This is a genomic window from Ruegeria sp. BHSC223 (assembly GCF_059613025.1).
Window position 1 is genome coordinate 13,547 of sequence record NZ_JBXWRR010000017.1, and the last position, 23,760, is coordinate 37,306.

Genomic DNA, 23,760 nt, shown 5'->3' on the forward strand with positions numbered 1-23,760 from the left:
GGCTACATCATCGCCCCGGCGCCGGCGCCATCCGATCCCTCTTGTTGCGCAAAGAAGGACGTCCCCTTGGGCACCGCCGGCAGCTCCATCTGATAGGTGGTGCAGCGCACCCGGCCCGAGGCCTCGCCGCGCACCAGTTCATGGGTGAACCGGCTTGGCAGGTGGTTGGGGCTCAGCTCGATCGCGTCCTCGGCGTAATAAGTGGTGATATACAGCGTGCGCGGCTGGTCCGACAGGTTCGGCGCCGAGCCGTGCAGCAGGCTGGCATGCATCAGGCAGACCGACCCCGCCTTGCCGGTGCATTTGACGATCTTGTCACGCTCTGCCTCGACGATCGCGTCATCCACCGCGCCGGTGAACACACCATTGTGCCAATGCGAATGGATCGGCCCCTTGTGGCTGCCCGGGATCACCTCGAGCGGGCCATTTTCCAGCGTCACGTCGTCGATGAACAACAGGCAGGTGATCATGTCGTCATTGGTCATCGGCTCGAACGGGAAATCCTGGTGCCATTTCACCTGGGTGGCTGATCCGGGCAGTTTCGAGTTCACCTTGCCATGATGAAAGCGCACGCCGGGTCCGATCAGCTCGGCGCAGTAATCCACCGTGCGCGCTTTGCGCATGGTGTCGGCGTAGACCTCCGAGACCTCTTCGGGCGACTGCACCCGGCGCAGGGCGGGCTTGTCTGCGCTGTGACCCGGTTGCAGGTCGAACCGTGCGCGACCGTCCAGCGTCTCGCCATAGTCGTCGGCATGGGCGCGGCTTTCCTCGACCCAACCCGCGAACTCGGCCCTGAGCGCGGCCAGCTCATCAGGCGAAACCGCATCCTCGACAACCAGCACGCCATCGCGCCAGAACATGTCCTTTTGTTCCTGTGACAACAGTCCCATCGTCTTTCCTCCCTTGTTTGACCCGGTTGCACCGGGGGTGGTCATGCCGGCAGCAGCGCCGTGCCGGGGTTCTGGAAAACCCGGCCGAAGCCGGTCAGCTGATCGGTGATTCCGGCGCGGCGCAGGCAGCTCCAGAACTGGGCCTGGTTCGATGTGATCACCGGCTTTCCAGCGGCCTGTTCGATCTCTTCGACCACTTCGAGCGCGCGTATGCCGCCGCAGGACAGAAAGATCGCGTCTGCCTCGGGCCGGTCGATCGCCAGGGCGAATTCCTTCCAGAATTGCGGCGTTACCTGTCCCATCTGGGTGCCCGTGGACAGGTTGAGCCCCTGGATATCCAGCACCTCGAACCCCTTGGCCAGTAGATACTCGGCCTCGGCGGTGTTGACCTCGTCCAGATAGGGCGTGCCCACGACGATGCGGCGCGCGTTCAATGCATCGAGGGCGTCCAGCACCCCCTGAACCAGGCACATCGGCCGCGCCCAGGGCGCGCCCTTGGCGATCTCGGCCATGACCCTGTCCTCGCCGATGACGATGGACCCGCTGGTGCAGCTATAGCTGATGACATCGGGTTTCAGGTCGGGCTGGATCCGCGCCGCGGCATCGGCCATGTGGTCGATATGCCGGGCAAGCGTTTCTTTGGTGGTGAAATCGTCGGTCTTCAGGCGGGTGATATGCACCGCGACACCCGGCGGCACCATGTCGAAGAAATCCGCCTCGGCCGCCAGATCGGTGGACATCAGGATAAAGCCCAGCCGCGCACGATGATGGCGCCCGGCGTCCAGCACCGGTGACCAATCCCTGGATACGACCTGTTTTCCCGAGGTGAACATATGCGTTGTTTCCCTTGCGAGGCGGAGGCCGGCACATCGGGTGCGAGACAAACCGCAATAACTGGTATATACCAGACTCACACGATGTAACGGTGAGTCCGCCCGTTCAGTCAAGTGAAATAATTTTCCTTGCCCGAACTGGTATATACCAAATACCCTTGTTAAAAATTGCGGGAATCAGATGAACGACGCAACACCCGATCAGCTCCGGACAGGACCATCGCGCGACACGCCGCGCTTTCAGCAGATCGTTCAGGACATCAAACGGCGGATCGTCGATGGCAGCCTGCCGGAACATGCCGCCCTGCCCTCGGAACGGCGCATCGCCGAGGAAACCGGCATCAGCCGGATGACCGCGCGGCGCGCGCTTGATGCGCTCGAGGCCGAAGGGCTGGTCTATAGCGCCGACCGGCGCGGGCGCTTCGTCTCGCCCAAGCGGGTCAGCTATGACGTCTCGAACATGGTCAGCTTTGTCGCCGATGCCGAAAGCCGGGGCGCCGCGCTGGGGATCGAGGTGATCCGGGCGCAGGAGGGCCAGGCCGACGCCGCGCTGGCCGCGCGGCTGGGGCTGAAACCGGGTGCCGCGATCTATGAATACACCCGCCTGTTCCATCAGGATGGTCACGCGATCTTTGTCGAGACCGAATATGTCGATGCCGCAAGATGCCCCGATTTCCTGTCTCACGACCTGCATCAATCCACCACCCGTCTGCTCGACAGCCACTACGATCTGGTCGCGCATACCGGGGATATCATGATCCGGATGCGCGGCGCCCATCCCGAAGAGACCCAGTTGCTGGGATTGGCGCAAAGCCAGTCGGGGATCGAACTGACCCAAGTGATCCGGGACGCATCCGGGCGCCCTTTCTGTTTCGGTCGCCAGTTCTGGCGCGGTGAACTGGCAGAGTTTTCGGCCCGCGCCATTGTCGGAGGTTTTACCCATGGCTGACAGTCCCATGCGCGGCTTCGCCGCCGCCGAATTTCAGGCCCGCACGGCGCGGGCGCAAGACAGGATGGCGGCACAGGGGCTGGACGGTCTGCTGCTGATGACCGAACCCGAGTTGCGCTATTTCAGCGGCTTTCACACGTTGTTCTGGCAGAGCCCGACCCGGCCCTGGTTCCTGTTCGTGCCCGCCAGCGGCAAGCCCATTGCGGTGATCCCCGAGATCGGCGCCGAACTGATGCGGCGCGGCTGGCTGGACGATGTGCGCACCTGGCCCGCGCCGCAGCCGCAGGATGACGGGATCAGCCTGTTGACCGAGCTTTTGTCCCCGCTGGCCGCGCGCGGCGCGCGATTGGGCGTCATGAAGGGGCATGAGACGCTGCTCAGGATGCCGCTGGGCGATTGGGAACGCCTGATCTCTGCCCTGCCCGGCCTCGAGATTGCCGATGCCACCGGCCTGGTGCAGGGGCTGCGCATGGTCAAGACCCCCGCCGAGATCGAGAAGCTGGCCCATATCTGCGCGATCGGCTCGGCCACGTTCGAAGCGGTACCACAGTTCGTGTCCGAAGGGATGCCGCTGGACGCCGTGTTTCGCGAATTCCGCCGCGCGGCGATCGGGTTGGGCGCGGATGACGCGCCCTATGTGGTGGGCGCCGCCGATCAGGGCGGCTATGCGGATGTGATCTCTCCGCCCTCGCAACGGCCCCTGCGGGCGGGGGACGTGCTGATGCTGGATACCGGCTGTACCTGGGACGGGTATTTCTGCGATTTCGACCGCAACTGGGCGATAGGCCGTGCCGATGATGCCGCGCGCCGCGCCTATGACGTGCTGTGGCGCGCCACTCAGGCCGGGATCGACGCCGCGCGCCCCGGCGCCACCTGCCGCGACCTGTTCGGGGCCATGTCCGCCGTCATCGCCGAGCTGGATGACAGCGGCGGCGATATCGGCCGGCTGGGCCACGGGCTGGGCATGCAACTGACCGAACAGCCCTCGCACGCGGCCTTTGACACCACCGTGCTGCAAGAAAATATGGTCCTGACCATCGAACCCTCGCTCAGCTACGGCAACGGGCTGATGATGGTACACGAAGAGAATATCGTGGTGACCGACGGGCCTGCCCGATTGCTGACCAACCGCGCCGCGCCCGAGTTGGTGATCTTGCAATGACCCGCATGCCCGCATCCGATCCCCTATTCGTCCACGCGGCGACCCGCTCGACGACGGGTGGTTGGAGACACGATCACGCAACTTCAGAAACTCTGAAATTTCTTTCAAAGGTTTCAAATTGCTTTGAGAGGACACGCTCTCTAGCCTCGGTGCGGGTGTAAACGTCCCGAAACCCGCACTTGGACAAGGCCAGGGACGGCAAAAAACAAATCACCAACAGGAGAAGACCATGAACAATCCCATCACTCTGGCCAGAAGCGTCATCGCCGTCGCGGCCATGACCACGGCATCGGCCGCATGGGCCGAATGTGGCGAGGTCTCGCTGACCGAAATGAACTGGCCCTCGTCCCAGATCATCACGCATACCGCCAAGTTCCTGATGGAACAGGGCTATGGCTGCACGGTCGAGCTGGTGCCCTCGGCCACCGTGACCTCGGTCGCATCGCTTGCCGAGAACGGCGAGCCCGACATCGTGACCGAACTTTGGCTGAACTCGGCCGGCGAGCCCTATCTCAAGCTTGAAGCCGAAGGCAAGGTCGAGCGTCTGGCCGAGGTGTTCAATCCCGGTGGCCTCGAAGGCTGGTGGATTCCCTCGTACCTGGCCGAGGCGCATCCCGAGCTGAAGACCGTCGCCGACATCCTAGCCAATCCCGAACTGGTCGGTGGCCGGTTCAACAACTGCCCGGTGGGCTGGGGCTGCCGGATCGTCAACGACAACCTGATCACCGCGCTGGGCATGCGCGACAAGATGGAGATCTTCGATCACGGTTCGGGCGAGACGCTGGCCACCTCGATCGCGGCGGCCTACGAGGACAAGACCCCCTGGTTCGGCTATTACTGGGCGCCCACCGCGGTTCTGGGCAAATACCCGATGACCCAGATCTCGATCGGCGATATCGACGCGGATGTGCACCTGGCCAACCAGTCGGCCGAAAATGCCAATCCGGGCGTGTCGGACTTTCCGCCGGCGCCGGTGCTGACCGTCGCGACGGCAGCCCTGACCGAACGGGCGCCGGACGTGGCCGAGCTGATGCGCAATCTTAGCTTTGACATCGACGTCATGAACGCCGTGCTGGCCTGGAAAGACGACACCGGTGCCTCGGCCGAAGAGGCGGCGGTCTATTTCCTGAGCAACAATTCGGACATCTGGGCAAGCTGGGTCAATGACGCGGCCCGCGAAAAGCTGGCCGCCCTGATCAAGTAATCCGGAACTTCCGCCGGGCCGCCATTGGTGGCCCGGCGGTTTCGACACCCGCCGTCGCGCATCCGGCACCAGACGGGAACCGTCCGAGACAACCGTGAAAGGGGCTCGTTCTCATGGCCACCTATGACTTTCTGTTCAACAGCCTCGGCTTGCGCGACTGGTGCGATGCCGGCAAATCCGGCGAAGCCACATTGTCGATGGCCGATCTGCTGGCCAAGGCCGGTGGCAAGACCGAGACCACCCTGTTCAACCTGCCCTTTCCCTCGCTGGACGAACTGAACAAGGCCTGCGCCGCCTTTGCCAAATCGCGCGATGTGACCAAAGGGGTCGAGGACGCGTTCCTGGCGGCCAAGGGCGCGCTGCGCTTTGTGCTGGACCCGCTGACGCAGCCGCTGAGCTGGATGCTGGAATTCGCTCTGGCCACTTTCGAGGCGACGCCGTGGTGGATCATGATGCCGCTGCTGGCGCTGGTGGTCTATTTCGCCTCGCGCTCGATGCGGCTGGTGGGCTTTGTCATGGCCTGCCTGGTGTTTCTGGCCTTTGTCGACCACTATGACCACGCCATGCAGACGCTGGCGATCATCTTTGTCTGCGCCTTTCTCTGCGTGCTGTTCGGGGTGCCCATCGGCATCGCCATGTCGCGCAACGACCGGCTGCAACGCATGACCATCCCGATATTGGACATGCTGCAAACGCTCCCCTCTTTCGTCTATCTGATCCCGCTGATCTTTCTCTTTTCGGTGACCGAGCCCAAGCTCTATGGCATCGCCATCATCCTTTACGCCATCGTTCCCGTCATCCGCCTGACCGATCTGGGAATCCGGCTGGTGGACAAGGACGTGATCGAGGCCGCCGACAGTTTCGGCATGACCGACCGGCAGAAGCTGTTCGGCGTGCAGATCCCGTTGGCCCTGCCCAATATCATGGCCGGGGTGAACCAGACCATCATGATGAGCCTTGCCATGGTCGTCATCGCCTCGCTGGTCTCGGCGCCGGGCCTCGGGGTTCTGGTCCTGCGCGGCATCCGCAACCTTGAACTGGGTGTCGGCCTTGTGTCGGGCCTGGGCATCGTGCTGCTGGCGGTGATTCTCGACCGGGTCACCAAAGCCGCGCTCAACCGCGTCAACGCCGCGCAACAGCACTGAGGGACACGGGCATGAGCGACAATATCAAGGTTTCGATCCGCAACCTCTACAAGATCTTCGGGGCCGATCCGAAAGCGGCGCTGAAACATGTGCTGGACGGCATGTCCAAGGCCGATCTGCTGAAACAGCACCGACACGTTCTGGGGCTGCGCGACATCAATGTCGACATGCGCGAGGGCGAGATCACCGTGATCATGGGCCTGTCGGGCTCGGGCAAGTCGACACTGATCCGCCACCTGAACCGCCTGATCGAACCCACCTCGGGTGAGGTGCGGGTCGATGGCGCGGATGTGCTGGCCTATGACGAGGAAAAGCTGCGCAACCTGCGCCGCGAGGTCATGTCGATGGTGTTCCAGAAATTCGCCCTTCTGCCGCACAAGACCGTGGCCGAGAACGCGGGCACCACGCTCAAGGTGCGCGGCGTGGCCAAGCGGGACTATCTGGTCGAGGCCGACAAATGGCTAGATCGGGTCGGGCTGCATGGCTATGGCAACCACTATCCGCACCAGCTGTCGGGCGGCATGCAGCAGCGGGTCGGGATCGCCCGCGCGCTGACCTCGAACTCGCCCATCATGCTGATGGACGAGGCGTTCTCGGCGCTCGATCCGCTGATCCGCACCGACATGCAGGACCTGCTGCTGGAATTGCAGACCGAGTTGCACAAGACCATCGTCTTTATCACCCATGACCTGGACGAGGCCCTGAAACTGGCCGATCACCTGGTCATTCTCAAGGACGGCTATATCGTGCAGCAGGGCGAGCCGCAGCATATCCTGCTCAATCCGAACGATCCGTATATCGAGGACTTCGTCAGCGACATCAACCGGGCCCGGGTGCTGCGGGTCCGCTCGATCATGACACCGCTCGATGGGCAGCCGGTACCGCCCGACGCCCATGGCGAGGTCGATCATGACGATACGCTGGAAAGCATGATTGCCCGCTCGGGCGGCGACACGTCGCATCGTTTTATCGTGATGCGCGATGGTGTGCCTGAGGGAACGCTCGATATGACAAACTTGGTCAAAGCACTGGTGCCGCGCGTTGCATCAGACGCGAGCACGCGGCGGAACTGACAGCACAATGAGGAGGTGTCAGACAGCTTCAAACCGGTCTCAGCTCGGACAGTAACCCTGCCCTTTATGCCGCAGCAAGTTGGCGCCACTCGACAAGAGCAGCGGCGCGGTTCAACCTGAAATTCTGTCGGCTGGTGAGGCTGCGCTGCGAGTTGGAATGGTTGAAGACCGAGGCGTGGTCGGAAGCAAACTTCTGCAAACTTCGCACGCGCCGAAAGCGTTGCATTGCCGGCGCGCGGCGTCGGAATGGCAGATGCGAATTCTCCGCCCTGTTGTTCAGCCAGCGACCCGTTTCCTGCCGATGGCTTTCATCGCCGCACCATAGGACCTCAACCGGTCGATCACCAGGACATGAGGTCGACCGTGGCGCTTCATTGATTTTCTGAGGATTTTCAATGCAGCCTTCTTGTCCCGCGTCTTTGTCACAAAGCTTTCCAGGACCTCGCCTTCGTGATCGACGGCCCGCCAAAGGTAGTACCGCTCGCCATTGATCTTCACGAACATCTCATCCAAGTGCCAACGCCACTGCGGCCAGGACCGAAGCCGATCCGCGCGTTTCCTGCGGATCTCGGACGCAAACATCGGGCCAAACCTTTGCCACCAGAACCGGATCGTTTCGTGACTGACATCGACGCCGCGCTCGTGAAGCAGCTCCTCGACATTATGCAGCGACCGCGGAAATCTGACCTACAGCATCACCGCCAGACGAATGATCTCTGGACTGCTGTGGAAGTATATGAACGGATCGCGTCTCGGCATCCTCAGAGGCTACGAGACCGCCCTGCCCGTCTCAACCGGATGCCTTCTGAGACCGCCGTTCATACCTTTGACAATACCACAACTCATTTTACCGACGCGCGGATTCCGTCCCCCAAGACATCAAACATTTGGTGAATCTGATCCTCACTGATGATCAGGGGCGGTGACATCACGCACATATTGATGATAGGCCGAACCAGCAGACCCCGTTTCTGGCATTCGGCATCGATCCGCGCGCCGATCTCATAGTCGCCTTCCAGCAAGCTGGTTTTATTCCCGTCGAGCGAGCACTGCACGCACCCCATCAGCCCCATGCCGCGGGTGTCGGTGACAATGCCGATCCGGCGCAGATCGTGCAGCCGTTCCTGGAACACCGGCGCGACCTGCCGGACATGTTCCAGAATGCCTTCGCGTTCGATGATCTCCATGCTGGTCAGCCCGGCGGCGGCGCAAACCGGATGGCCGGAATAGGTGTACCCGTTTGAGAATGTGGCATCGTTCCCGGCGATGTCGGCAATCAGCCGGTCGGAAATGATCGCGGCCCCCATCGGGGCATAACCCGATGTCATTCCCTTGGCGCAGGTGATGATATCGGGCTGAATGCCGAACACGTCCTTCGAGGCGAACCAGTGACCCAGCCGCCCGAAGGCGGTCACGACCTCGTCAGAGATATAGAGCACGTCATGGCGGCGGCAGATTTCGAGACAGCGCTTGTGATAGCCTTCGGGCGGGACAATCACTCCGCCCGACGCAAGGATTGGCTCTGCGATGAAGGCGGCCACCCTATCCGCCCCAAAGGTCAGGATCGCGTTTTCCAGATCCGCGATCTTTTCGTCCAGGAAGTCCGCGACACTCTGGCCCTCGGCACGATACAGCGGGTTCACATTCGGCAGGAAATGGGCCAGGTCATCGGCCTTATCCAACCACAGCCGGTCACGCTCTTTGCCGCTGACGCTGGCGGCCAAATAGGTGCTGCCGTGATAGGCCTTCTGCCGTGAAATTACGATCTTCTTGTCGGGATGTCCCATCAGGTTGTTGCGGAACTGGATAAACCGCAGGGCGCTGTCGACCGCGGTAGAGCCGCCGGTGGTGAAGAACACGTGGTTCAGATCGCCCGGCGCCCGCTTTGCCAGTTCGCGAGCAAACCGTGTGGCGATCGAGTTGGTGTTGTTGAAGGGCGAGAAATAGGCAAGCTGACGCGCCTGTTCCGCCATCGCATCGGCCATCTCTGTGCGGCCGTAACCGATCTGGGTGCACCACATGCCGCCGGGCCCGTCGATCAGCCGTTCGCCCTTGTCGTTGACGATATGAATGCCGCTGGCAGTTTCGACAAAAGTTCGGTCGTTCTGACCTACAGCGGCCATGCCTTCCCACGGGTGAACGAAATGACCGTTATCCCAGGCTCTGAGTTCGGTGTTATCCACGGCGAGCCATCTCCTCTTCTGACATGATGATCGGAAACTCCGCACGCACCTCTGCGTCGGCGGCGCCGAAATAGTTGGGGAAATGACTGTCCAAGATCGTGTTGGCCTTGTCCCGCGCCCGTTCCAGAAGGTCAGTCTTACCCTCGTTCTCCCAGGTGTCGGTGCGCTCGCGATCCATCAGCTGCGGATAGACGAACTCGGTATTCATGTAGGTGAGCGTATGGGAGTTGCCGAGGAAATGACCAGGGTCGAGGGCGCATTTGTGGATCACGTCCACGGCCATGGTCTCGTCCGAAACCTCTATCCCGCGCAGGGTGCGCAGGATCATGCCGCCGGCCTCGTCGTCGATGACCATGCTTTCGAAACTGCATCCCATCAAGCTGCCGATCATGCCGCCGAACTCGCACAGCCGGTTGGCACCCGCATGGGCGGCCAGCGAAAAGGTCAGCGCCTTTTCCAACCCGTATTGCGCATCAGGCACCTTGGCGTCGGTCATCCCCGCGCCCACGGAAGTGGGCAGGCCATAGAAATTGCCCATCTGTACCGCGGCGGCCCCGATCAGCGCCTGTTCGCCGCTGCCCCCGGTGAACGAGCCGCTGCGCAGATCGGTGATGAAGGGCCATGCGGCAAAGCAGACCGGACAGCCGGGGGTGATCAAGTTGACGATTGCCACGCAAGCGAGGGTTTCGGCCACGGTCTGCACCAGTGTTCCGGCCAGCGTGGCGGGGGCGGTGGCCCCGGCCTGCGGCGGCACCGCCAGATCGACGGTCAGGCCCAGTTTGGCGGTGTCGATCAGAAGCTCCATGTTCTCGCGCCCGATCCGCAGGGGCGAAACCATCGGGCAGCCGCCAAAGATCACGCTGGGCTTTTTCATGAAACTGCCTTCGCCGCCCGAGGCCAGGTCGAACATGCGGATCGCGTGCGGGATGTGGCTGCGGTCGCGAAAGGTCAGGCAGGCGGGTTTCTGGCTGCCCGCCAGCATCGCGTAGACGGTGTTCATGTCATGGGCGAAATCGTCCGTCACATCGGTGGCCAGAACCGTATCGCCCAGCATGTGGATGTTTTCCAGTTGATCCACCAGCCGGGTGAAATCGTAGACGTCGCGCAGGGTCGAGGGGCGATAGGACCTCGTTTCGTAGTCGAAGGTGGTGACCGCCGTGCCCGAATTGGCGAAATAGACGCTTTCGGCGGTGCAGTGCATGTCATCCTTGCCCTCACGCTCGCCTCGCGCAAAGACATAGAACTCCTTTGCGGCGACAGAGAGCAGGTCCTCCATCAGCGCGCGGGGAAAGCACAGGCGGCCATGTTCGTTCAGCACCGCGCCCTTGGGCAGGACAAGATCCAGCAATTCGGGAAAGTGATCGGACACGCCAGTGCGTTCCAGCACGGTCAGCGCGGCCGAGTGGATGTTTTCCATGTCGCGCTGGCTGAGCGGTTTGTACCGTCCGCCCTGCATCCCGCCATGTACCGCCTCGTTACCGGTGGTCGCCTGCTGCACCGCGATCCGCGCGGCACGTCCGCCGCCACCCCGCCGACGAGGTTTTGTGGGTGTCTCAACCATTTGCTGCCTTCCTGAATTCTGGGTCCGGCCCGATCATGCGTAGATAGAAGTTGTAGAAATCGCCCACCCAGCCTTCCATTTCGCTCAACGGGCCGGGCTGGAAATAGGCCGAGTTCACGCCGGCCTGATTGTGCCGGATGATGCGTTCGTCATCCTGGGAGGTGACATGCCAGAGCCAGGTGAGCGCTTCGCGGTCATAGTCGCGCCCCTCTTCAGCGTCGGCATGGACCATCCAGACCACCTCGATGTCGGTCTGCTGCACGTCGCGGGGCAGGAACCGGTAGCCGACCAGGTGATCGGAATAGACCAGGAACCAGTTGAGTGGCCCGATCCCCATATCGGTGGCACCGCCGTCATACCCTTTGAGGTCACCCAGAAGCGGTGCGAGGGGCGTGCCATCGCGGCTGCCGGTGTCGTAGCCGGGATAAAGCGGATAGCGGCGCAGATAGGCGCCGGTGAACGGCGTCGGAGCGGCCGCCCCGGTCAGGTCCAGCATCTCGGAGGACAGCCCCGCCGCCGCCGCGCGTTCCGCTAGCGGACCCACGAGCTCGGCCATTTCCTTGGGCGATTTCAGGCTGTGCGAGCGCGAATATTCCTGATGCGCCGGGCCGCAATGATAGCATTCCAGATAGTTCTCGACCGCCAGTTTCCAGTTGGCGGGCACCGGATAGCTGGCCTTGTGCGCCACCTTCAGACGGTCCAGCCCATAGGGCGTGGTCAGCGGGGCCAGTTGCGCCAGCGCCGGCTCCAGTGCCGGTGTGTCCGCGTCGCAGCAGACAAAGATCAGTCCCTGGAACAGCGTCACCCGAACCGGGAACAGCCCCCAGCGCGAGGGGTCGAAATCCGGCCCCATAGCCCGGCCCGCGCGCAACTCGCCTGTCAACTCAAAGGTCCACGCATGATAGGGGCAGGCAAAGACGCGCGCCGTTCCCTCAGCCTCGGTGCAGATGCGCGAGCCGCGATGCCGGCAGATATTCAGATGTGCGCGCACCCCGCCGTCGCGGTCGCGCACGATGATGATCGATTCCGACCCGTAATCGAGCAAGACATAATCCCCAGCCTCGGGGATCTGGCTTTCGTGCCCGGCCCAGAGCCAGTTCCGGTTCCAGACCCGCGCGATATCGTGATCATAGATCGCTTGCGAGGTGTAAAACCCGCGCGGCATGGCCAGTCCGGGGTGGTATTCGGCAATCAGCGCGTCGAGTTCGGGGGGGCGTCCGGTCATGTCACGACTCCTCTCGCAGGTCGATGATTTCACGGCGGAACCAATCCTTGTCGGCATCCTGTCTCGGGCGTTCGAAATCACGGGCGGCGCGATGGCCGGAGAACACCGCATCGACGATCAGGCCCGGCTGCGCGGCATCCCCGATCAGTTCGAGCGTGGTCAGGCTCAGAGGCTTCAGGCTGGTGTGCAGGGCGGTCTCGCGGATGCGCTCGGTCACCAGCACCGCTGATCCGCAGGCCAACGCCGTTCGCCGCCCGGTAAAGGCGCAGGCCAGGCTGGCATTGCCTGTGCCAAGCGCCGCAAGCGTCTGGTTGCAGCGGATGTCCACGCCCAGGTCGATCAGCCGGGCCTGAATGCGATGCTGTTCCAGAGTGTTCACGGTGAAGCTGGAAACCAGGCTCTCGGGCGTGGCAAAGATCACCTCCAGACCGGCCAAGGCCAGCTTCTCGGCAATCACGCCCGCAAGATAGACATTGTCGTCATCATAGACCAGGACCGGGCCCGCCGGGGGCATCTGGCCCGACAGGATGTCGTCGGGTGTCAGGATGGTTGCGCCCGCTGCGATATCTGGCGCGTGGCGCTGGGTGTTGCGGCCGATGCCGTCGCGGCGCCACTGCGCCCCGGTCGCCACAAACACGTTGCCGATGCCCAGTTCGGCGACCTGCGCCGCATCCAGCGCGCTGTTGGTGAACATACGCACATTGGCGCGCCGGTTCAGGTCGTTCAGGCGATAGTCCATCACCCGGCCCCAGGCCGACAGCCCCGGCAGGCGGCTTTCACGGGCCACGCGCCCGCCGAATTCGGACGATGCCTCGGCCAGTGTCACCTCATAGCCGCGCCGGGCCATCTGCATGGCGCATTCCAGCCCGGCCGGGCCACCGCCGATCACAAGAACCTCGTTCTGCTTACCCTTCGAGGTGATGACCTCGGGGTGCCAGCCGCGGCGCCATTCCTCGCCCATGGTCGGGTTCTGGGTGCAGCGGATCGGAATGCCCAGATTGTCCGAGGCGACGCAGATATTGCAGCCGATGCATTCGCGGATCTCGTCGATGCGGCCTTCGCGGATCTTGGTCGGCAGGAACGGGTCGGCGATCGAGGGCCGCGCCGCGCCGATCAGGTCCACGATCCCCTTTCTGACCATCGACACCATAAGGTCGGGCGAGGTCAGCCGGCCCACGCCCACGACGGGCTTGCCGGTCACCTGCTTGACAAAGGCAAGGGCGTCGTTCTGGTATCCGTCCTGCGGCTGAAACCGGGTGGTGATGCTGTCATTGTCCCAGCCCGAGACATTGACGTCCCACAGGTCGGGCAGATCGGCCAGCAACTCGACCACGGCGCGGCCCTCTTCGGCGGCCTGCATGCCGTCGGGTCCCTGCATCTCGTCAATGGCGAAACGGAAGGCCACGGCACAGGTGTCGCCCACCGCCTCGCGCGTGTCCTCCAGCAACTCGCGGGCAAGCCGCACGCGGTTTTCCAGCGACCCGCCATATTCGTCGCTGCGGGTGTTCATATGCGGCAGCATGAAATGCTGGGCGATCGACATGGAATGTCCGGCATAGACATAAATGATATCGGCGCCGGCCTGTTTGGCGCGCAGCGCTGCATCTCGGTGCCAGCGGCGCAACTCGCGGATATCGGTCTTGTCCATGGCGCGGGCGTGTTTCGGCATCGCCAGATCGGCGCTCATCTCGGAGGGGGCCAGGATCGGCGCGCGGCTCAGATGGTTAACGGCGTGGTTGCCGTTATGCACCAGCTGGATCGCGGCCAACGCCCCATGTTCGTGCACGGCGTCCGTCATCAGCCGCAAAGCTGGAATGTCACGGTCATCCCAAAGCCGCCCCTCGGGAAAGGGCGAAAGATCCGAGGTGGGATGAATCTCGGTTTCCTGGTTCGAAACCACCGCCCAGCCGCCAGCGGCCTTTGTCCCCCGCACACCGGCGTCGGCGCGCGGACGCAGATGACCCAGCCCGGTGCAATGCGGTACCTGAAAGAACCGGTTGCGGGCTGTTACCGGGCCGATCTTAACCGGTTCAAAAAGCAAAGCGTATGGGTTCGCGTCGGACATGTCGCGCGTGTTCCTATCCGTCGGGGCCAGGGGCGCAGAGGCGCCCCCGGCGAAATGAGTGAATTAGAAGCCGGCCTTGATCCGCTCGAACTCGGCCAGCATTTTGGCCTCGAGTTCCGGCGTCACCGCGTCAAAGAACAGGCTGCCTTCGAAGAAGCTTTTAGGATCGGAGAACCCGTAGGCCTCGATGTTGGCCTGATCGGCCATCTCGAACGCCTTGGCGTTGGAATGCGGATACCCCCAGTTGTCGATGATGTACTGACCGCTGACAGGATCGGTGAGCGCGTTGAGCAGGTCATAGACCTGTTCGTCCGGCGTGGTCGAGGATTTCAGATGCACATAGCCACAGACCCAGGTGGCGATACCCTTGTCGACGTCCCGCATCATCGCGGCGGGCACTTCGTTCCAGATCAGGTTCAGCTCGGACTGGTTCCAGGCCCAGCCCATTTCGATCTCGCCGCTGGTCATCGCCTGGTCCAGCTGGCCCGCATCCGACCAGTAGAACCGCATGTTGGGATGAATCGCGCGCAGGAAATCCGACGCTTCCTTGAACTGTTCGTCGCTCAGATTGGTGTAATCGGCGCCGTTGCCGGTGGCCAGCGAGGCCAGCGCATAGGCTGACGAGGCCGCATCGGGAATGGCGATCTTGCCCGCATAGGCGGGATCGGCCAGCAGTTGCAGCGAGACCGCGTCGGCAGCGATCTTGTCGGTGCGATAGATCAGGCCGGTATTGCCCCATTCGAAGGGCAGCATGTAGAGCTTGCCATCCAGAACGATGCCGTCGACCTCCTTGATCTCGGGCAGCATATCGGCCCAGTTGGTCAGCTTGCTCTCATCCAGCGGCTTGATCAGGTCGGCTGCCACCCATTTGCGCACTGCGTCCGAACAGGGATGTGCAAGATCGGCGGTAAAGCCCGACATAAGCTTCGTAAAAGCCTCTTCCTGGCTGCCGAAATAGGAATAGCTGGGCGCCTCGTTCCCGTATTTCGCCATGTAGCTGGCGAAAAAGCCCGGATCCTCGTAGCCCGACCAATCGAAAACGCTCAGGTCCGCCCCCCCGGCGCTGGCGCAGCCGGTGCTGATGGCGGTCGCGAGTGCGAATGCTGCAATGCCTTGAAGTCTCATGTTTTCTCCCGTTGGCTTGATTTTCTTTCTTTACCCAAATCGATCACACTGGCCACTTGCAGGCCCAACCAGACCGCGTCACCGCGATTGAAATCGACCGTGTGGAAATAGTTCGGCACCGACACCGCGATCGGTTTGTCGATATTCTCGACCGCGACATGATAGTGGATGTTCTCACCGTAAAAGGCGACATTGCTGATTTTACCTTTCAGCGTGGCAGGATAGTCGGCGGGTTTGTCGGCCTTGATTTCCAGCTGTTCGGGGCGGATGCCGACAATGATGTCGCGTGCCCGATCGGTGGCGTTGACATTTCGTTCGATCCGCATGCGGCCAAACCCGGCCGCTTCAATGGAAAGCATGCCCCCGGTTTCCTCCAGTACAGTGGCCGGCAGGATGTTCATCTCTCCGATGAAACTGGCCACCGCCCGGTTGCAGGGGCGCGCATAAAGCGTGGCCGGCGTGTCTACTTGCTCCAGGCGGCCATCAAACATCACGCCGATGCGGTCGGACATGGTCATAGCCTCGTATTGGTCGTGTGTGACCATGACAAAGGTGATACCCAGCGACTGTTGCAGGTTACGCATTTCGAACTGCATTTGTTCGCGAAGTTTCTTGTCCAGCGCCGAGAGCGGCTCGTCCAACAGCAGCACTTTGGGTCGCATGATCAGTGCGCGGGCCAGTGCGACCCGCTGGCGCTGACCGCCAGACAGCTCATTGGCTCCGCGTTGGTGCAACCCTCCCAATTCAACCATCTCCAGCGCCTCGGTCACGCGGGCGTCGATCTCGGCTTTGGGCACCCGCCCGCGCAACCCATAGGCCACGTTGTTGGCCACATTCAGATGCGGAAAAATGGCATAGCTCTGGAACACCATGTTGGTGGGACGGTTGTTGGCCGGCACGCCGGCCATGTCTTGCCCATCGATCAGGATGGCGCCCTGTGTCGGTTCCTGGAAACCCGCGATCATTCGTAGCACCGTGGTCTTGCCACAGCCCGACGGCCCCAGCAAAGAGAAGAATTCGCCCTGACGAAGGTCCAGATCGATCCCGGAGGCCGCCAGGAAACTGCCATAGCGTTTCTCGACGCCTTTGAGTTCTATGATGTTTTTCTCGGTCATCAGACGTCTCGAGTTGTTGAGCGGCGTTGGAAATATTTGGCCAGCACCAAGAGCATGACCGAGGCGAAAAGCAGAATGGAACCAAGCGCCAGAACATTGGGCAGCTTGGCCGGAAAGCGGATCTGGCTCCAGATGTAGACCGGCAGGGTTGGCTGGTTGCCAGACAGAAAGAAGGCCAGCACGAATTCGTCGAAGCTGACGGTAAAGGTCACCAGAATGCTGGCGACGATGCCCGGGGCAACAACCGGCAGGGTGACACGCCGGAAAGTCTCGAACACGCCACAGCCCAGATCATAAGAAGCCTCTTCGAGCGAGGCGTCGAAATCGTCAAAGGCGGATTTCAGGATCGATACGGCAAAAGGCAGTGCCAGAAAGGTATGCCCCAGCGTGACCGTAACCAACGACGGCTGCAGACCAAGGAACAAGAACAGCACCAGCATCGACGAGGCAACGATGATGCCGGGAATGACGAGCGGCAGCATCACCAGCCCCTCGGCCGCAGCCTGACCACGAAACCGGTAGCGAACAAAAGCGCGGGCAGCGAACAGCCCCATGGCGGTGGCCAGCAATGCCGTGACTGCACCGACACCCAGCGAATTCCAAAGCGCCTGGATCAGGGTATCCTGCTCGCCCAGCTTGCGGTACCAGTCAAGTGTCCAGCCCTTGATCGGAAATGCAACGATGGTTCCACTGTTGAACGAAAACAGCGGCAAGAACATCACCGGCAGGTAAAGGAAGATCAAATAGGCAAAGGCGTAGATCACAAGGAGTGAAGGACGTTTCATCTAATTCGCCCCCCCAAACCGCGACCCGCGATGACGAACACGATTGCCACAAAGCCGACCGACATCATCGCCAAAAGCGACAGCGTGGCTCCTAAAGGCCAGTTGTTCGCAGCACCGAATTGAACCTGAATCAGGTTGGCGATCATCTTGCCATCCGACCCGCCCACCAGCGCGGGGGTCACATAATCGCCCACCGTTGGGACGAAAATGATCAGGCTGGCGGCAATGATACCGGGCACGGTAAGCGGCAGCGTCACGCGCAGGAACCTTTGCAGCGGGCTGTTGCCTAAGTCGGTCGCTGCTTCAAGCAGGCTGGGGTCGATCTTTTGCAGACTGACATAGATCGGCAGGATCGCGAACGGGGCCCAGGCATGAGCCAGAGTCAGCACCACTGCAAACTCGTTATAAAGCAGAAAATCAAGCGGTTCATCGATCAGGCCGAGCCCCAGTAGCGCCGAGTTCATCACGCCATTGAATCCCAGTATCAGCTTCCATGCGAACACCCGCAGCAGGTAGCTGGACCAGAAGGGAATGGTGATCAACAAGAGCCAGATCGTTTTTCTCCGGGCCTTCATCGCGATGAAATAGGCAATCGGATAGGCCAGCACCACGGTCGCCAGAGTGACCGCGCCAGCGATCCAGATCGAACGCAGCATCAGGTGATGCACCAGCGGATCGGACAGCGCGGCGCGATAGTTCCCGAGCGTGGGCGTCTTATCAAGCGTAACGTAGGTCTGCGTCCAGAAGGAATAGGTGATCAGAATGACAAGCGGCGCCGCCACCAGAAAGCCGACATAGGCCGTGGCAGGCGAACTGAGAGCATATCCTCTGGCCGCTTCGCTTCTGGGCTTGAACACCGGACCTCCCCGACCTGGCCTGCCTAAATTCCCTAATGGACGATTGTCCATTAAGTATTGCGCGGCGGCAGTGCTTGTGTCAATCTACTCTTTGAAATTTGATGGAAATCGATCTACATGGTTGAATATGAAAGATATTACCTCAACCAAACACCGTCGACGCCGACCAGCCAAGCGTGATCCAGAAGCCAGCCGGCAGGCATTGATCGACGCGACTCTCGACACGATCGCTGAAAGCGGCCTGACGGAGGCCTCAGTCACAAACATCATTCACCGGGCGGAATTGTCGCGCGGAATGGTACACCTGCATTTTGGCGGCAAGGACAATCTGGTAACCGCAGCGGCCAAGCAGTTCAGCGAGCACTACTATTCAAAAATGGATCGGATGACCGACATCGGCGACGCCCCCCCGGCGGTGCGTGTGATGGCGATCGTCGTCGCCGATCTTTCCGAAACCCTACTCAGCCCGCGCGGGATCAAGATCTGGCATGCATTCCGCGGCGCGGCAAGTTCTCACCCCGGGATCGCCCAATACACCAGCACCCAAGACGAGCGTTTGGTGCAAAAACTGCGCTCCGCCTTTGAAGAAATAGCTGGCGAGGAGGGGGCATCGGCAACTCTCGCCGAAGATGCCACCCATGGCACGCTAGCGCTGCTTGAGGGCATGTGGGTGCACTACCTGACCGACATGGAGAATTTCTCGCGCGTTTGGGCGATGGAACTTGTGAGGCGCTTCCTAGCCGGGCTGTTCCCCATCCATTTTTTGGACCCTGCTACCAGCGCGAAGGCCATTTCTGGGAGGTGTCAGACAGCTTCGAACCGGTCTCAGCTCGGACAGTAACCCTGCCCTTAATGCCGCAGCAAGTTGGCGCCACTCGGCTAGACGGCGGCGCGGCTAAGCTTGAAATTCTGTCGGCTGGTGAGGTTGCGCTCCTAGTTGAAATAGTTGAAGACTGAGGCGTGAACCACCCTGCCCGTCTCAACCCGATGCCTTGTGGCAAGACCCTTCGGATCAATGTAGGCCAGGGGGTCAAGGATACGATGCGGGTCTACCCTTGGGCGCAACGTAACACCCCCCCGGAAACGAAGTTCATCAACCTGTCGGGGCGGAAGTTCGGGAAGTTATTCGATCCGACGGACAACGAGGCCATGACCGGTCGCGGTGGCAGCATTCCGCCACGCGTCTGGCCTGCGCCTGACCCTCCACCGGTCGAAAACTGGATGATCATTCCCGGGCAGTGCCTTTCGAGTCCCTCCTTGAGAGCCGCGTACTTCTCCGGGCGCCTCCTTTGAAAACAGGAACGATCACGGGACCAAACCAGGTCCGGTAGGCGGCGAAGCGTCTACAGATCTAGGGGGCACCTCAAACCAGCAACCCGTTTCCTGACGGTGGCTGGCACCGATTTCCTTGAGGGCAGCACCCCCGCAACCGTTCTGGTTGCAGAAAACAACGCCCCCAGCAGTCAGGTAACGGACGCGTCCGCTTTGTCACAGGTCGGTTTGATATGCTTGGCCCCAATCACGACCACCGGACAACGCGCGGCAGAGAAAAGGTGCCTCAGGTCCTCTTCGCTCTTCAGTGGACCCACGTTGAGATCAACGACAATTGCCGCGACGCGACTGCGATCAACCCTTTTGAAAACTGCTGCGACCTCCTCGGTGGTTTGAACCTCGGATATCTTGGCCGCGGATGAATTGGCCAGCGCGCGCACCATGGCCAAGACCTTGGTCGAGTGTGAGTTGGGTGCACCGATCAAAAGCACATTGCCATGAAATCCAAGCATGGGGCGTTGGCAGAGCAGCAAAATATCTTCGTCGGCAGCAGCGGCGCATGCGCATGTGATCAGATCGCCTTCGGCCACCTCGCAACTCAAGCGCTCAGAGCGTCCAGATGACAAGTCGGCGATGAGTGTCTCCAGACGGCTTGCCTCCCATTTCACGGTTCGCCGCAACTGTTCGTCAGTTGGCATCTCCCGGAGCGTACCGTCGAGGGCTACGACCCTATGCCCTACACCAATAGCGAGGTCTGCAATCCGCGTATCTACTAGCAGGCCCCTCGGGATCGCTGGCAGCATGTCCAACAGGGTACGCGCAAATGACATCGTGGCCTTCACATCGGAACTATTCATTCCAACGACCAGAAGATGAGGTTCAGGACGCATCTCCTTGCTCATGAATGCTCACCCTCACCTGCCGCTTCGGTGCGGGCAGAAAACGCTCTGCGATCCCTGGCAAACGTACGAAGCCTTGCCTCGACTTCTGCATTCACGCTGCCATCCGGGAACTCTCCCGTTTCCACCCTTGCGCCTGCGGTGCGACCGGTCATGATTTCCACCCCCTCATCGACAGACCGGATCGGAATGATCCGAAAACGCCCCTGCCCGACGGCCTCGACCACCCGATCGCGCAGCATGAGGTGTTCGATATTCGAGGCCGGGATGATCACGCCCTGATTTCCGGTCAACCCACGCTCGGCACAGACATCGAAAAACCCCTCGATCTTTTCGTTGACGCCACCGATGGCCTGAACCTCTCCAAGTTGATTGACCGAACCGGTGATCGCGAGATCCTGTCGAACCGGCCTGCCCGAAAGCGCCGAAAGCAGCGCGATCAGTTCGGCACAAGACGCGCTATCCCCGTCGACACCGCCATAGCTTTGTTCGAAGACGAGGCTGGCGTGAAGCGAGAAAGGTGCATCCAGCGCATAGGTCGATGTTAGATAGCCCCCAAGGATCATCACTCCCTTCGAATGCAGGGCGCCGCCAAGCTCCACCTCTCGCTCGATGTCGATCAGCTTGCCCGCCCCCATCCGGACGCGCGCCGTGATGCGCGAGGGGCGGCCAAAGCGGTAAGTTCCTGTTTCGACGACGGAAAGACCATTGATCTGACCGACCATTGTGCCCTCTGTATCGACCAGGACAATCTGTCGTGAAATGGCCTCTTGGAAACGTTCCTGTACGCGCGACGCGCGACGCTCGCGCTCGCCCACCGCGCGCGCGATTTCGGTCTCGCTCACGATTGAATGCCCGTCCGATCGCGCATAGTGTTCCGCCTCGCGAAGCAGATCGGTCAACTGACCGAGTTGCAGCGTCAGCTTGCGCGCATCGCCAGCAAGACGCGTGGCCTCGTCCAGCAACCTCGCTGCGCCGGAATCGGTCAGTGGAAGCAAGCCCTGCTTCCGCGCGAAGTCGTGAAGGACCGAGGCCAGACCGAACAGTGTTTCGCCACTGCGCGTCACGGTGCCTTCGAAATCTGCCTGCACCTTGAACAGCTCGGAAAATTCCGGGTCCAGCATGACAAGCAGGCTGTGCAGCCTGCGGTCGCCCACCAGAACCACCCTGACGTCCAGCGGAATTGGCTCGGGCTCCAGCGAGGTCGTCGAGAACAGGCTCATGCGATCGACCAGAGACGTGATGGTGATCGACCGTTTCTTCAGGCACCGTTTCAGAGCGTCCCACGCGTAGGGTTCTGCGAGAATTCGCCGCGCATCAATCAGAAGATATCCTCCATTTGCAAGATGCAGCGCCCCGGGTCGAATGAGGGAAAAGTCGGTGACCAGAGAGCCCATCTGGGAAATATGCTCGATCCGTCCCGCCAGCCGTTCCAATGAGGGAAGGTCCTCGACAACGACTGGTGCCGAAGACATCGCAGCCGGATCGTGGGACACGATCACGTTGACCAGGTAACGTCGAAAGATCGGGTCCAGATGCGATTTCGCTATTGCTTCGGGAAACGGCCCGTTCTGTCGCTGAGCTGCCGCTTGGAGAAAGATCTCGGGGTTCTCGATCATGTCCTTTCGGACACGAAAGAGATAGTCGGACACTCCATCGACAGCACCAAAGGCGGACTCCGCCTCGCCGATCCGGCTGGAAACCGCGCGCTCTGCCATCTCGGCATTCAATGCCTCGACCCGCGAGCGGTGCTCACGCTCCATTTTGGAAGCGTCTCTGAGTATATCAGAGAGCTGGTTCTGAAAACGCTCGACCTTCTCCTCGATCACTGTCTGCTCGTCTTCCGGTAGCTTCTTAAACTCCTCGCTCTTGAGAACATTTCCCTCCTTGGTGGCAGCAACCATGAAACCCATCGGCGTTCTGATCAGTGTCGTGTTTTCCTCCCGAGCGCGCTCTGCGAAATCGGCCATAGCCTGCTCGTGCCGCTCGCTAAAACTCTCTTCAATAGCGCGCCTCTGCGCCTGATATTCCTCGGATTCGAAAAGCGCAGGCATGTCGCCCGCCAGGTCGTCTATGACGTCCTCCATCTCGACCTTTAGCCGATCCGCCAGGCCAACAGGCAACTTCAGCGCGACCGGTTTATGAGGCGCATCAAAGTTGTTCACATATACCCAGTCGCATGGTGTTTCGCGCGTGGCAGCATGAGCGCGCAGAACCTGTTCCACCGTGGTGTGGCGCCCCGTCCCTTGCGGGCCGAGAACGAAAAGATTGAAGTCTTCGTGCCGAATTTCCACTGCCAGCTTGAGGGCACGCAGCGCTCGTTCCTGGCCAACCAGCCCACCTTTGCCAGTTTGCTCGGTTCCCGCGCCGACGAGGCTCGCGGGATCACAAGTTCGCCGCAACTGTTCGACCGACAGTTCGCCCTTCAATCGTGTAGCCATGATAGCCACCCTGCGTAATCTTCATGCATCCAATCTACGCAGCGGGAAGAAGTCCGCGTTGATCTCCATCAAGCGTTTTCGGCTTGTCTATGTTGCTCCTTTGTCGCACCAGCCCTGTAGTCGGAGGCCGCAAATGGCAACAAGTGAAATCAAGCCGGGAGGCCTCGGCATCCCTACTCCTCCAGCCCCTGTATCTTGCCGAGCAACATGTCAATGTCCTCGCTTTCGTGAAGTTTTATTTCCCGACCGGTCGAAAGCAGCAGAACTTGGTCGCCGGAGTTGTTGCCAGTGATTGCGACAATGTGTTGGACATTGACCACATGACCAGTGAGTTCGTCATCTATGATTTCAATCATCTGCACCATTTCATGACCCAATTGTTCTTCTCGTTCGCGCGCCCCAGGCCCGCAGTCAGGCAGACAATAGCCGGTCCACCCAAACTCAGAAAGAATGACTCTCGTCATATCATGAAGCGGTGTCGAACTGGTCTCAGCTGGAACAGTAACCCTACCCTTTCTGCCGCGGCAAGCTGACACCACTCGGCTAGGGTGACGGCGCGGTTGAATTTGAAACTCTGTGGGCTGGTGAGGCCGCACTTCGAATTGAAGTGATTGAAGGCCGAGTCATGACGGCAGCAAACATCTGCAAACTTCGCATTCACTTGAAGCGTTGAATACCCACTCTCTTCATAGGAATGGCGAATGTGATTTCTCCGCCCTATTGTTCAGCCAACGAACCCGAACGTTTCGTGGCTGACATCGACGCCGCGCTCGTGAAGCAGATCCTCGACATTGCGCAGCGACAGCGGAAATCTGACCTACAGCATCACCACCAGACGAATGATCTGTGGGCTGCTGCGAAGGGAATTACAAGGATCACGTTTCGGTATGCTCAGAGGCTAACTGCCCACCCTGCCCCGCTCAAGCGCCATCCCTCTGACAAAGCCAAACTGAGACTAGGGTGGCTGGCGGTCCTG

The 23,760-nt window shown here is 61.0% G+C and carries 19 protein-coding genes and 3 pseudogenes; 6 read left to right on the forward strand and 16 right to left on the reverse strand.

Annotation, left to right across the window (positions count from 1 at the left end):
• Positions 1-2 precede the first annotated feature (2 nt).
• The gene (locus AC2FNY_RS18025) at positions 3-890 is read right to left on the reverse strand and encodes a phytanoyl-CoA dioxygenase family protein (protein ID WP_234139039.1); all 888 of its coding nucleotides are present in this window, start codon (positions 888-890) and stop codon (positions 3-5) included.
• A gap of 41 nt (positions 891-931) precedes the next feature.
• Positions 932-1,723, reverse strand: a complete 792-nt coding sequence (locus AC2FNY_RS18030) for a maleate cis-trans isomerase family protein (RefSeq protein WP_496803298.1) — start codon at positions 1,721-1,723, stop codon at positions 932-934.
• Positions 1,724-1,904: 181 nt separating this feature from the next.
• Between AC2FNY_RS18030 and AC2FNY_RS18035 the strand changes: the two genes are divergently transcribed.
• The 5 genes from AC2FNY_RS18035 to AC2FNY_RS18055 all read left to right on the forward strand — a co-directional run bounded on the left by AC2FNY_RS18035 (position 1,905) and on the right by AC2FNY_RS18055 (position 7,256).
• Positions 1,905-2,672 (forward strand): GntR family transcriptional regulator, encoded by a 768-nt coding sequence (locus tag AC2FNY_RS18035; protein ID WP_496803299.1) that lies wholly within the window; start codon positions 1,905-1,907, stop codon positions 2,670-2,672.
• Positions 2,665-3,834, forward strand: a complete 1,170-nt coding sequence (locus AC2FNY_RS18040; RefSeq protein WP_496803300.1) for a M24 family metallopeptidase — start codon at positions 2,665-2,667, stop codon at positions 3,832-3,834. Before AC2FNY_RS18035 ends, AC2FNY_RS18040 begins: the two co-directional genes overlap by 8 nt.
• A 229-nt stretch (positions 3,835-4,063) precedes the next feature.
• Positions 4,064-5,038, forward strand: coding sequence for an ABC transporter substrate-binding protein (locus AC2FNY_RS18045; protein ID WP_496803301.1), 975 nt, complete (start codon positions 4,064-4,066; stop codon positions 5,036-5,038).
• Positions 5,039-5,151: 113 nt separating this feature from the next.
• Positions 5,152-6,183: an ABC transporter permease gene (locus AC2FNY_RS18050; protein ID WP_234139034.1), complete on the forward strand. Its 1,032-nt coding sequence runs from the start codon at positions 5,152-5,154 to the stop codon at positions 6,181-6,183.
• Between the two features lie 11 nt (positions 6,184-6,194).
• Positions 6,195-7,256: a quaternary amine ABC transporter ATP-binding protein gene (locus tag AC2FNY_RS18055; protein ID WP_496803302.1), complete on the forward strand. Its 1,062-nt coding sequence runs from the start codon at positions 6,195-6,197 to the stop codon at positions 7,254-7,256.
• 64 nt (positions 7,257-7,320) lie between these two features.
• Here the strand turns inward: AC2FNY_RS18055 and AC2FNY_RS18060 are convergent.
• The 9 genes and pseudogenes from AC2FNY_RS18060 to AC2FNY_RS18100 form a co-directional block, all read right to left on the reverse strand.
• Positions 7,321-8,015 (reverse strand): annotated as a pseudogene (locus AC2FNY_RS18060) (IS6 family transposase).
• 83 nt (positions 8,016-8,098) lie between these two features.
• Positions 8,099-9,439 (reverse strand): aminotransferase, encoded by a 1,341-nt coding sequence (locus AC2FNY_RS18065; RefSeq protein ID WP_496803303.1) that lies wholly within the window; start codon positions 9,437-9,439, stop codon positions 8,099-8,101.
• Entirely contained in the window at positions 9,432-11,000 is a 1,569-nt protein-coding gene (locus AC2FNY_RS18070; protein ID WP_496803304.1) for a trimethylamine methyltransferase family protein, read from the reverse strand. Before AC2FNY_RS18070 ends, AC2FNY_RS18065 begins: the two co-directional genes overlap by 8 nt.
• Complete coding sequence (locus AC2FNY_RS18075; protein WP_496803305.1) at positions 10,993-12,225, reverse strand: aromatic ring-hydroxylating oxygenase subunit alpha; 1,233 nt, start codon at positions 12,223-12,225, stop codon at positions 10,993-10,995. Before AC2FNY_RS18075 ends, AC2FNY_RS18070 begins: the two co-directional genes overlap by 8 nt.
• A 1-nt stretch (position 12,226) precedes the next feature.
• Positions 12,227-14,290 (reverse strand): oxidoreductase, encoded by a 2,064-nt coding sequence (locus tag AC2FNY_RS18080; RefSeq protein WP_496803306.1) that lies wholly within the window; start codon positions 14,288-14,290, stop codon positions 12,227-12,229.
• A 63-nt stretch (positions 14,291-14,353) separates the two neighbouring features.
• Positions 14,354-15,415, reverse strand: coding sequence for an ABC transporter substrate-binding protein (locus AC2FNY_RS18085; RefSeq protein ID WP_238906064.1), 1,062 nt, complete (start codon positions 15,413-15,415; stop codon positions 14,354-14,356).
• Positions 15,412-16,530 (reverse strand): ABC transporter ATP-binding protein, encoded by a 1,119-nt coding sequence (locus tag AC2FNY_RS18090; protein WP_234139027.1) that lies wholly within the window; start codon positions 16,528-16,530, stop codon positions 15,412-15,414. The genes AC2FNY_RS18085 and AC2FNY_RS18090 overlap by 4 nt, the downstream gene beginning before the upstream one ends.
• Positions 16,530-17,315 carry an ABC transporter permease gene (locus AC2FNY_RS18095; protein ID WP_234139026.1) on the reverse strand — a complete coding sequence of 262 codons (786 nt, stop codon included), beginning with the start codon at positions 17,313-17,315 and terminating at the stop codon, positions 16,530-16,532. The genes AC2FNY_RS18090 and AC2FNY_RS18095 overlap by 1 nt, the downstream gene beginning before the upstream one ends.
• A complete protein-coding gene (locus AC2FNY_RS18100; protein ID WP_234139025.1) occupies positions 17,312-18,172 on the reverse strand; it encodes an ABC transporter permease subunit in 861 nt (286 codons plus the stop codon). Before AC2FNY_RS18100 ends, AC2FNY_RS18095 begins: the two co-directional genes overlap by 4 nt.
• Before the next feature lie 127 nt (positions 18,173-18,299).
• On the opposite strand from AC2FNY_RS18100, the gene AC2FNY_RS18105 reads away from it, so the two are divergent.
• Positions 18,300-19,013, forward strand: a complete 714-nt coding sequence (locus AC2FNY_RS18105) for a TetR/AcrR family transcriptional regulator (RefSeq protein WP_234139024.1) — start codon at positions 18,300-18,302, stop codon at positions 19,011-19,013.
• A gap of 274 nt (positions 19,014-19,287) precedes the next feature.
• Here AC2FNY_RS18105 and AC2FNY_RS18110 read toward each other — a convergent pair.
• From AC2FNY_RS18110 to AC2FNY_RS18130, 5 genes and pseudogenes are all read right to left on the reverse strand, one after another.
• Positions 19,288-19,452: pseudogene (locus tag AC2FNY_RS18110) on the reverse strand (3-keto-5-aminohexanoate cleavage protein); the annotation flags it as partial.
• A gap of 183 nt (positions 19,453-19,635) precedes the next feature.
• Entirely contained in the window at positions 19,636-20,346 is a 711-nt protein-coding gene (locus AC2FNY_RS18115; protein WP_238906065.1) for a hypothetical protein, read from the reverse strand.
• Positions 20,343-22,784: an ATP-binding protein gene (locus tag AC2FNY_RS18120; RefSeq protein ID WP_234166120.1), complete on the reverse strand. Its 2,442-nt coding sequence runs from the start codon at positions 22,782-22,784 to the stop codon at positions 20,343-20,345. The genes AC2FNY_RS18115 and AC2FNY_RS18120 overlap by 4 nt, the downstream gene beginning before the upstream one ends.
• A 173-nt stretch (positions 22,785-22,957) precedes the next feature.
• The gene (locus tag AC2FNY_RS18125) at positions 22,958-23,140 is read right to left on the reverse strand and encodes a hypothetical protein (protein ID WP_496803307.1); all 183 of its coding nucleotides are present in this window, start codon (positions 23,138-23,140) and stop codon (positions 22,958-22,960) included.
• 377 nt (positions 23,141-23,517) lie between these two features.
• A pseudogene (locus AC2FNY_RS18130) lies at positions 23,518-23,673 on the reverse strand (IS6 family transposase); the annotation flags it as partial.
• Positions 23,674-23,760 lie beyond the last annotated feature (87 nt).

Bases quoted from the DNA above. Each gene is read 5' to 3' on its own strand.
- AC2FNY_RS18045 (WP_496803301.1), top strand. From the start codon at position 4,064: ATGAACAATCCCATCACTCTGGCCAGAAGCGTCATCGCCGTCGCGGCC.
- AC2FNY_RS18085 (WP_238906064.1), bottom strand. From the start codon at position 15,415: ATGAGACTTCAAGGCATTGCAGCATTCGCACTCGCGACCGCCATCAGC.
- AC2FNY_RS18035 (WP_496803299.1), top strand. From the start codon at position 1,905: ATGAACGACGCAACACCCGATCAGCTCCGGACAGGACCATCGCGCGAC.
- AC2FNY_RS18025 (WP_234139039.1), bottom strand. From the start codon at position 890: ATGGGACTGTTGTCACAGGAACAAAAGGACATGTTCTGGCGCGATGGC.
- AC2FNY_RS18055 (WP_496803302.1), top strand. From the start codon at position 6,195: ATGAGCGACAATATCAAGGTTTCGATCCGCAACCTCTACAAGATCTTC.
- AC2FNY_RS18070 (WP_496803304.1), bottom strand. From the start codon at position 11,000: ATGGTTGAGACACCCACAAAACCTCGTCGGCGGGGTGGCGGCGGACGT.
- AC2FNY_RS18040 (WP_496803300.1), top strand. From the start codon at position 2,665: ATGGCTGACAGTCCCATGCGCGGCTTCGCCGCCGCCGAATTTCAGGCC.
- AC2FNY_RS18090 (WP_234139027.1), bottom strand. From the start codon at position 16,530: ATGACCGAGAAAAACATCATAGAACTCAAAGGCGTCGAGAAACGCTAT.
- AC2FNY_RS18050 (WP_234139034.1), top strand. From the start codon at position 5,152: ATGGCCACCTATGACTTTCTGTTCAACAGCCTCGGCTTGCGCGACTGG.
- AC2FNY_RS18120 (WP_234166120.1), bottom strand. From the start codon at position 22,784: ATGGCTACACGATTGAAGGGCGAACTGTCGGTCGAACAGTTGCGGCGA.
- AC2FNY_RS18075 (WP_496803305.1), bottom strand. From the start codon at position 12,225: ATGACCGGACGCCCCCCCGAACTCGACGCGCTGATTGCCGAATACCAC.
- AC2FNY_RS18115 (WP_238906065.1), bottom strand. From the start codon at position 20,346: ATGAGCAAGGAGATGCGTCCTGAACCTCATCTTCTGGTCGTTGGAATG.
- AC2FNY_RS18080 (WP_496803306.1), bottom strand. From the start codon at position 14,290: ATGTCCGACGCGAACCCATACGCTTTGCTTTTTGAACCGGTTAAGATC.
- AC2FNY_RS18105 (WP_234139024.1), top strand. From the start codon at position 18,300: ATGAAAGATATTACCTCAACCAAACACCGTCGACGCCGACCAGCCAAG.
- AC2FNY_RS18095 (WP_234139026.1), bottom strand. From the start codon at position 17,315: ATGAAACGTCCTTCACTCCTTGTGATCTACGCCTTTGCCTATTTGATC.
- AC2FNY_RS18030 (WP_496803298.1), bottom strand. From the start codon at position 1,723: ATGTTCACCTCGGGAAAACAGGTCGTATCCAGGGATTGGTCACCGGTG.
- AC2FNY_RS18125 (WP_496803307.1), bottom strand. From the start codon at position 23,140: ATGATTGAAATCATAGATGACGAACTCACTGGTCATGTGGTCAATGTC.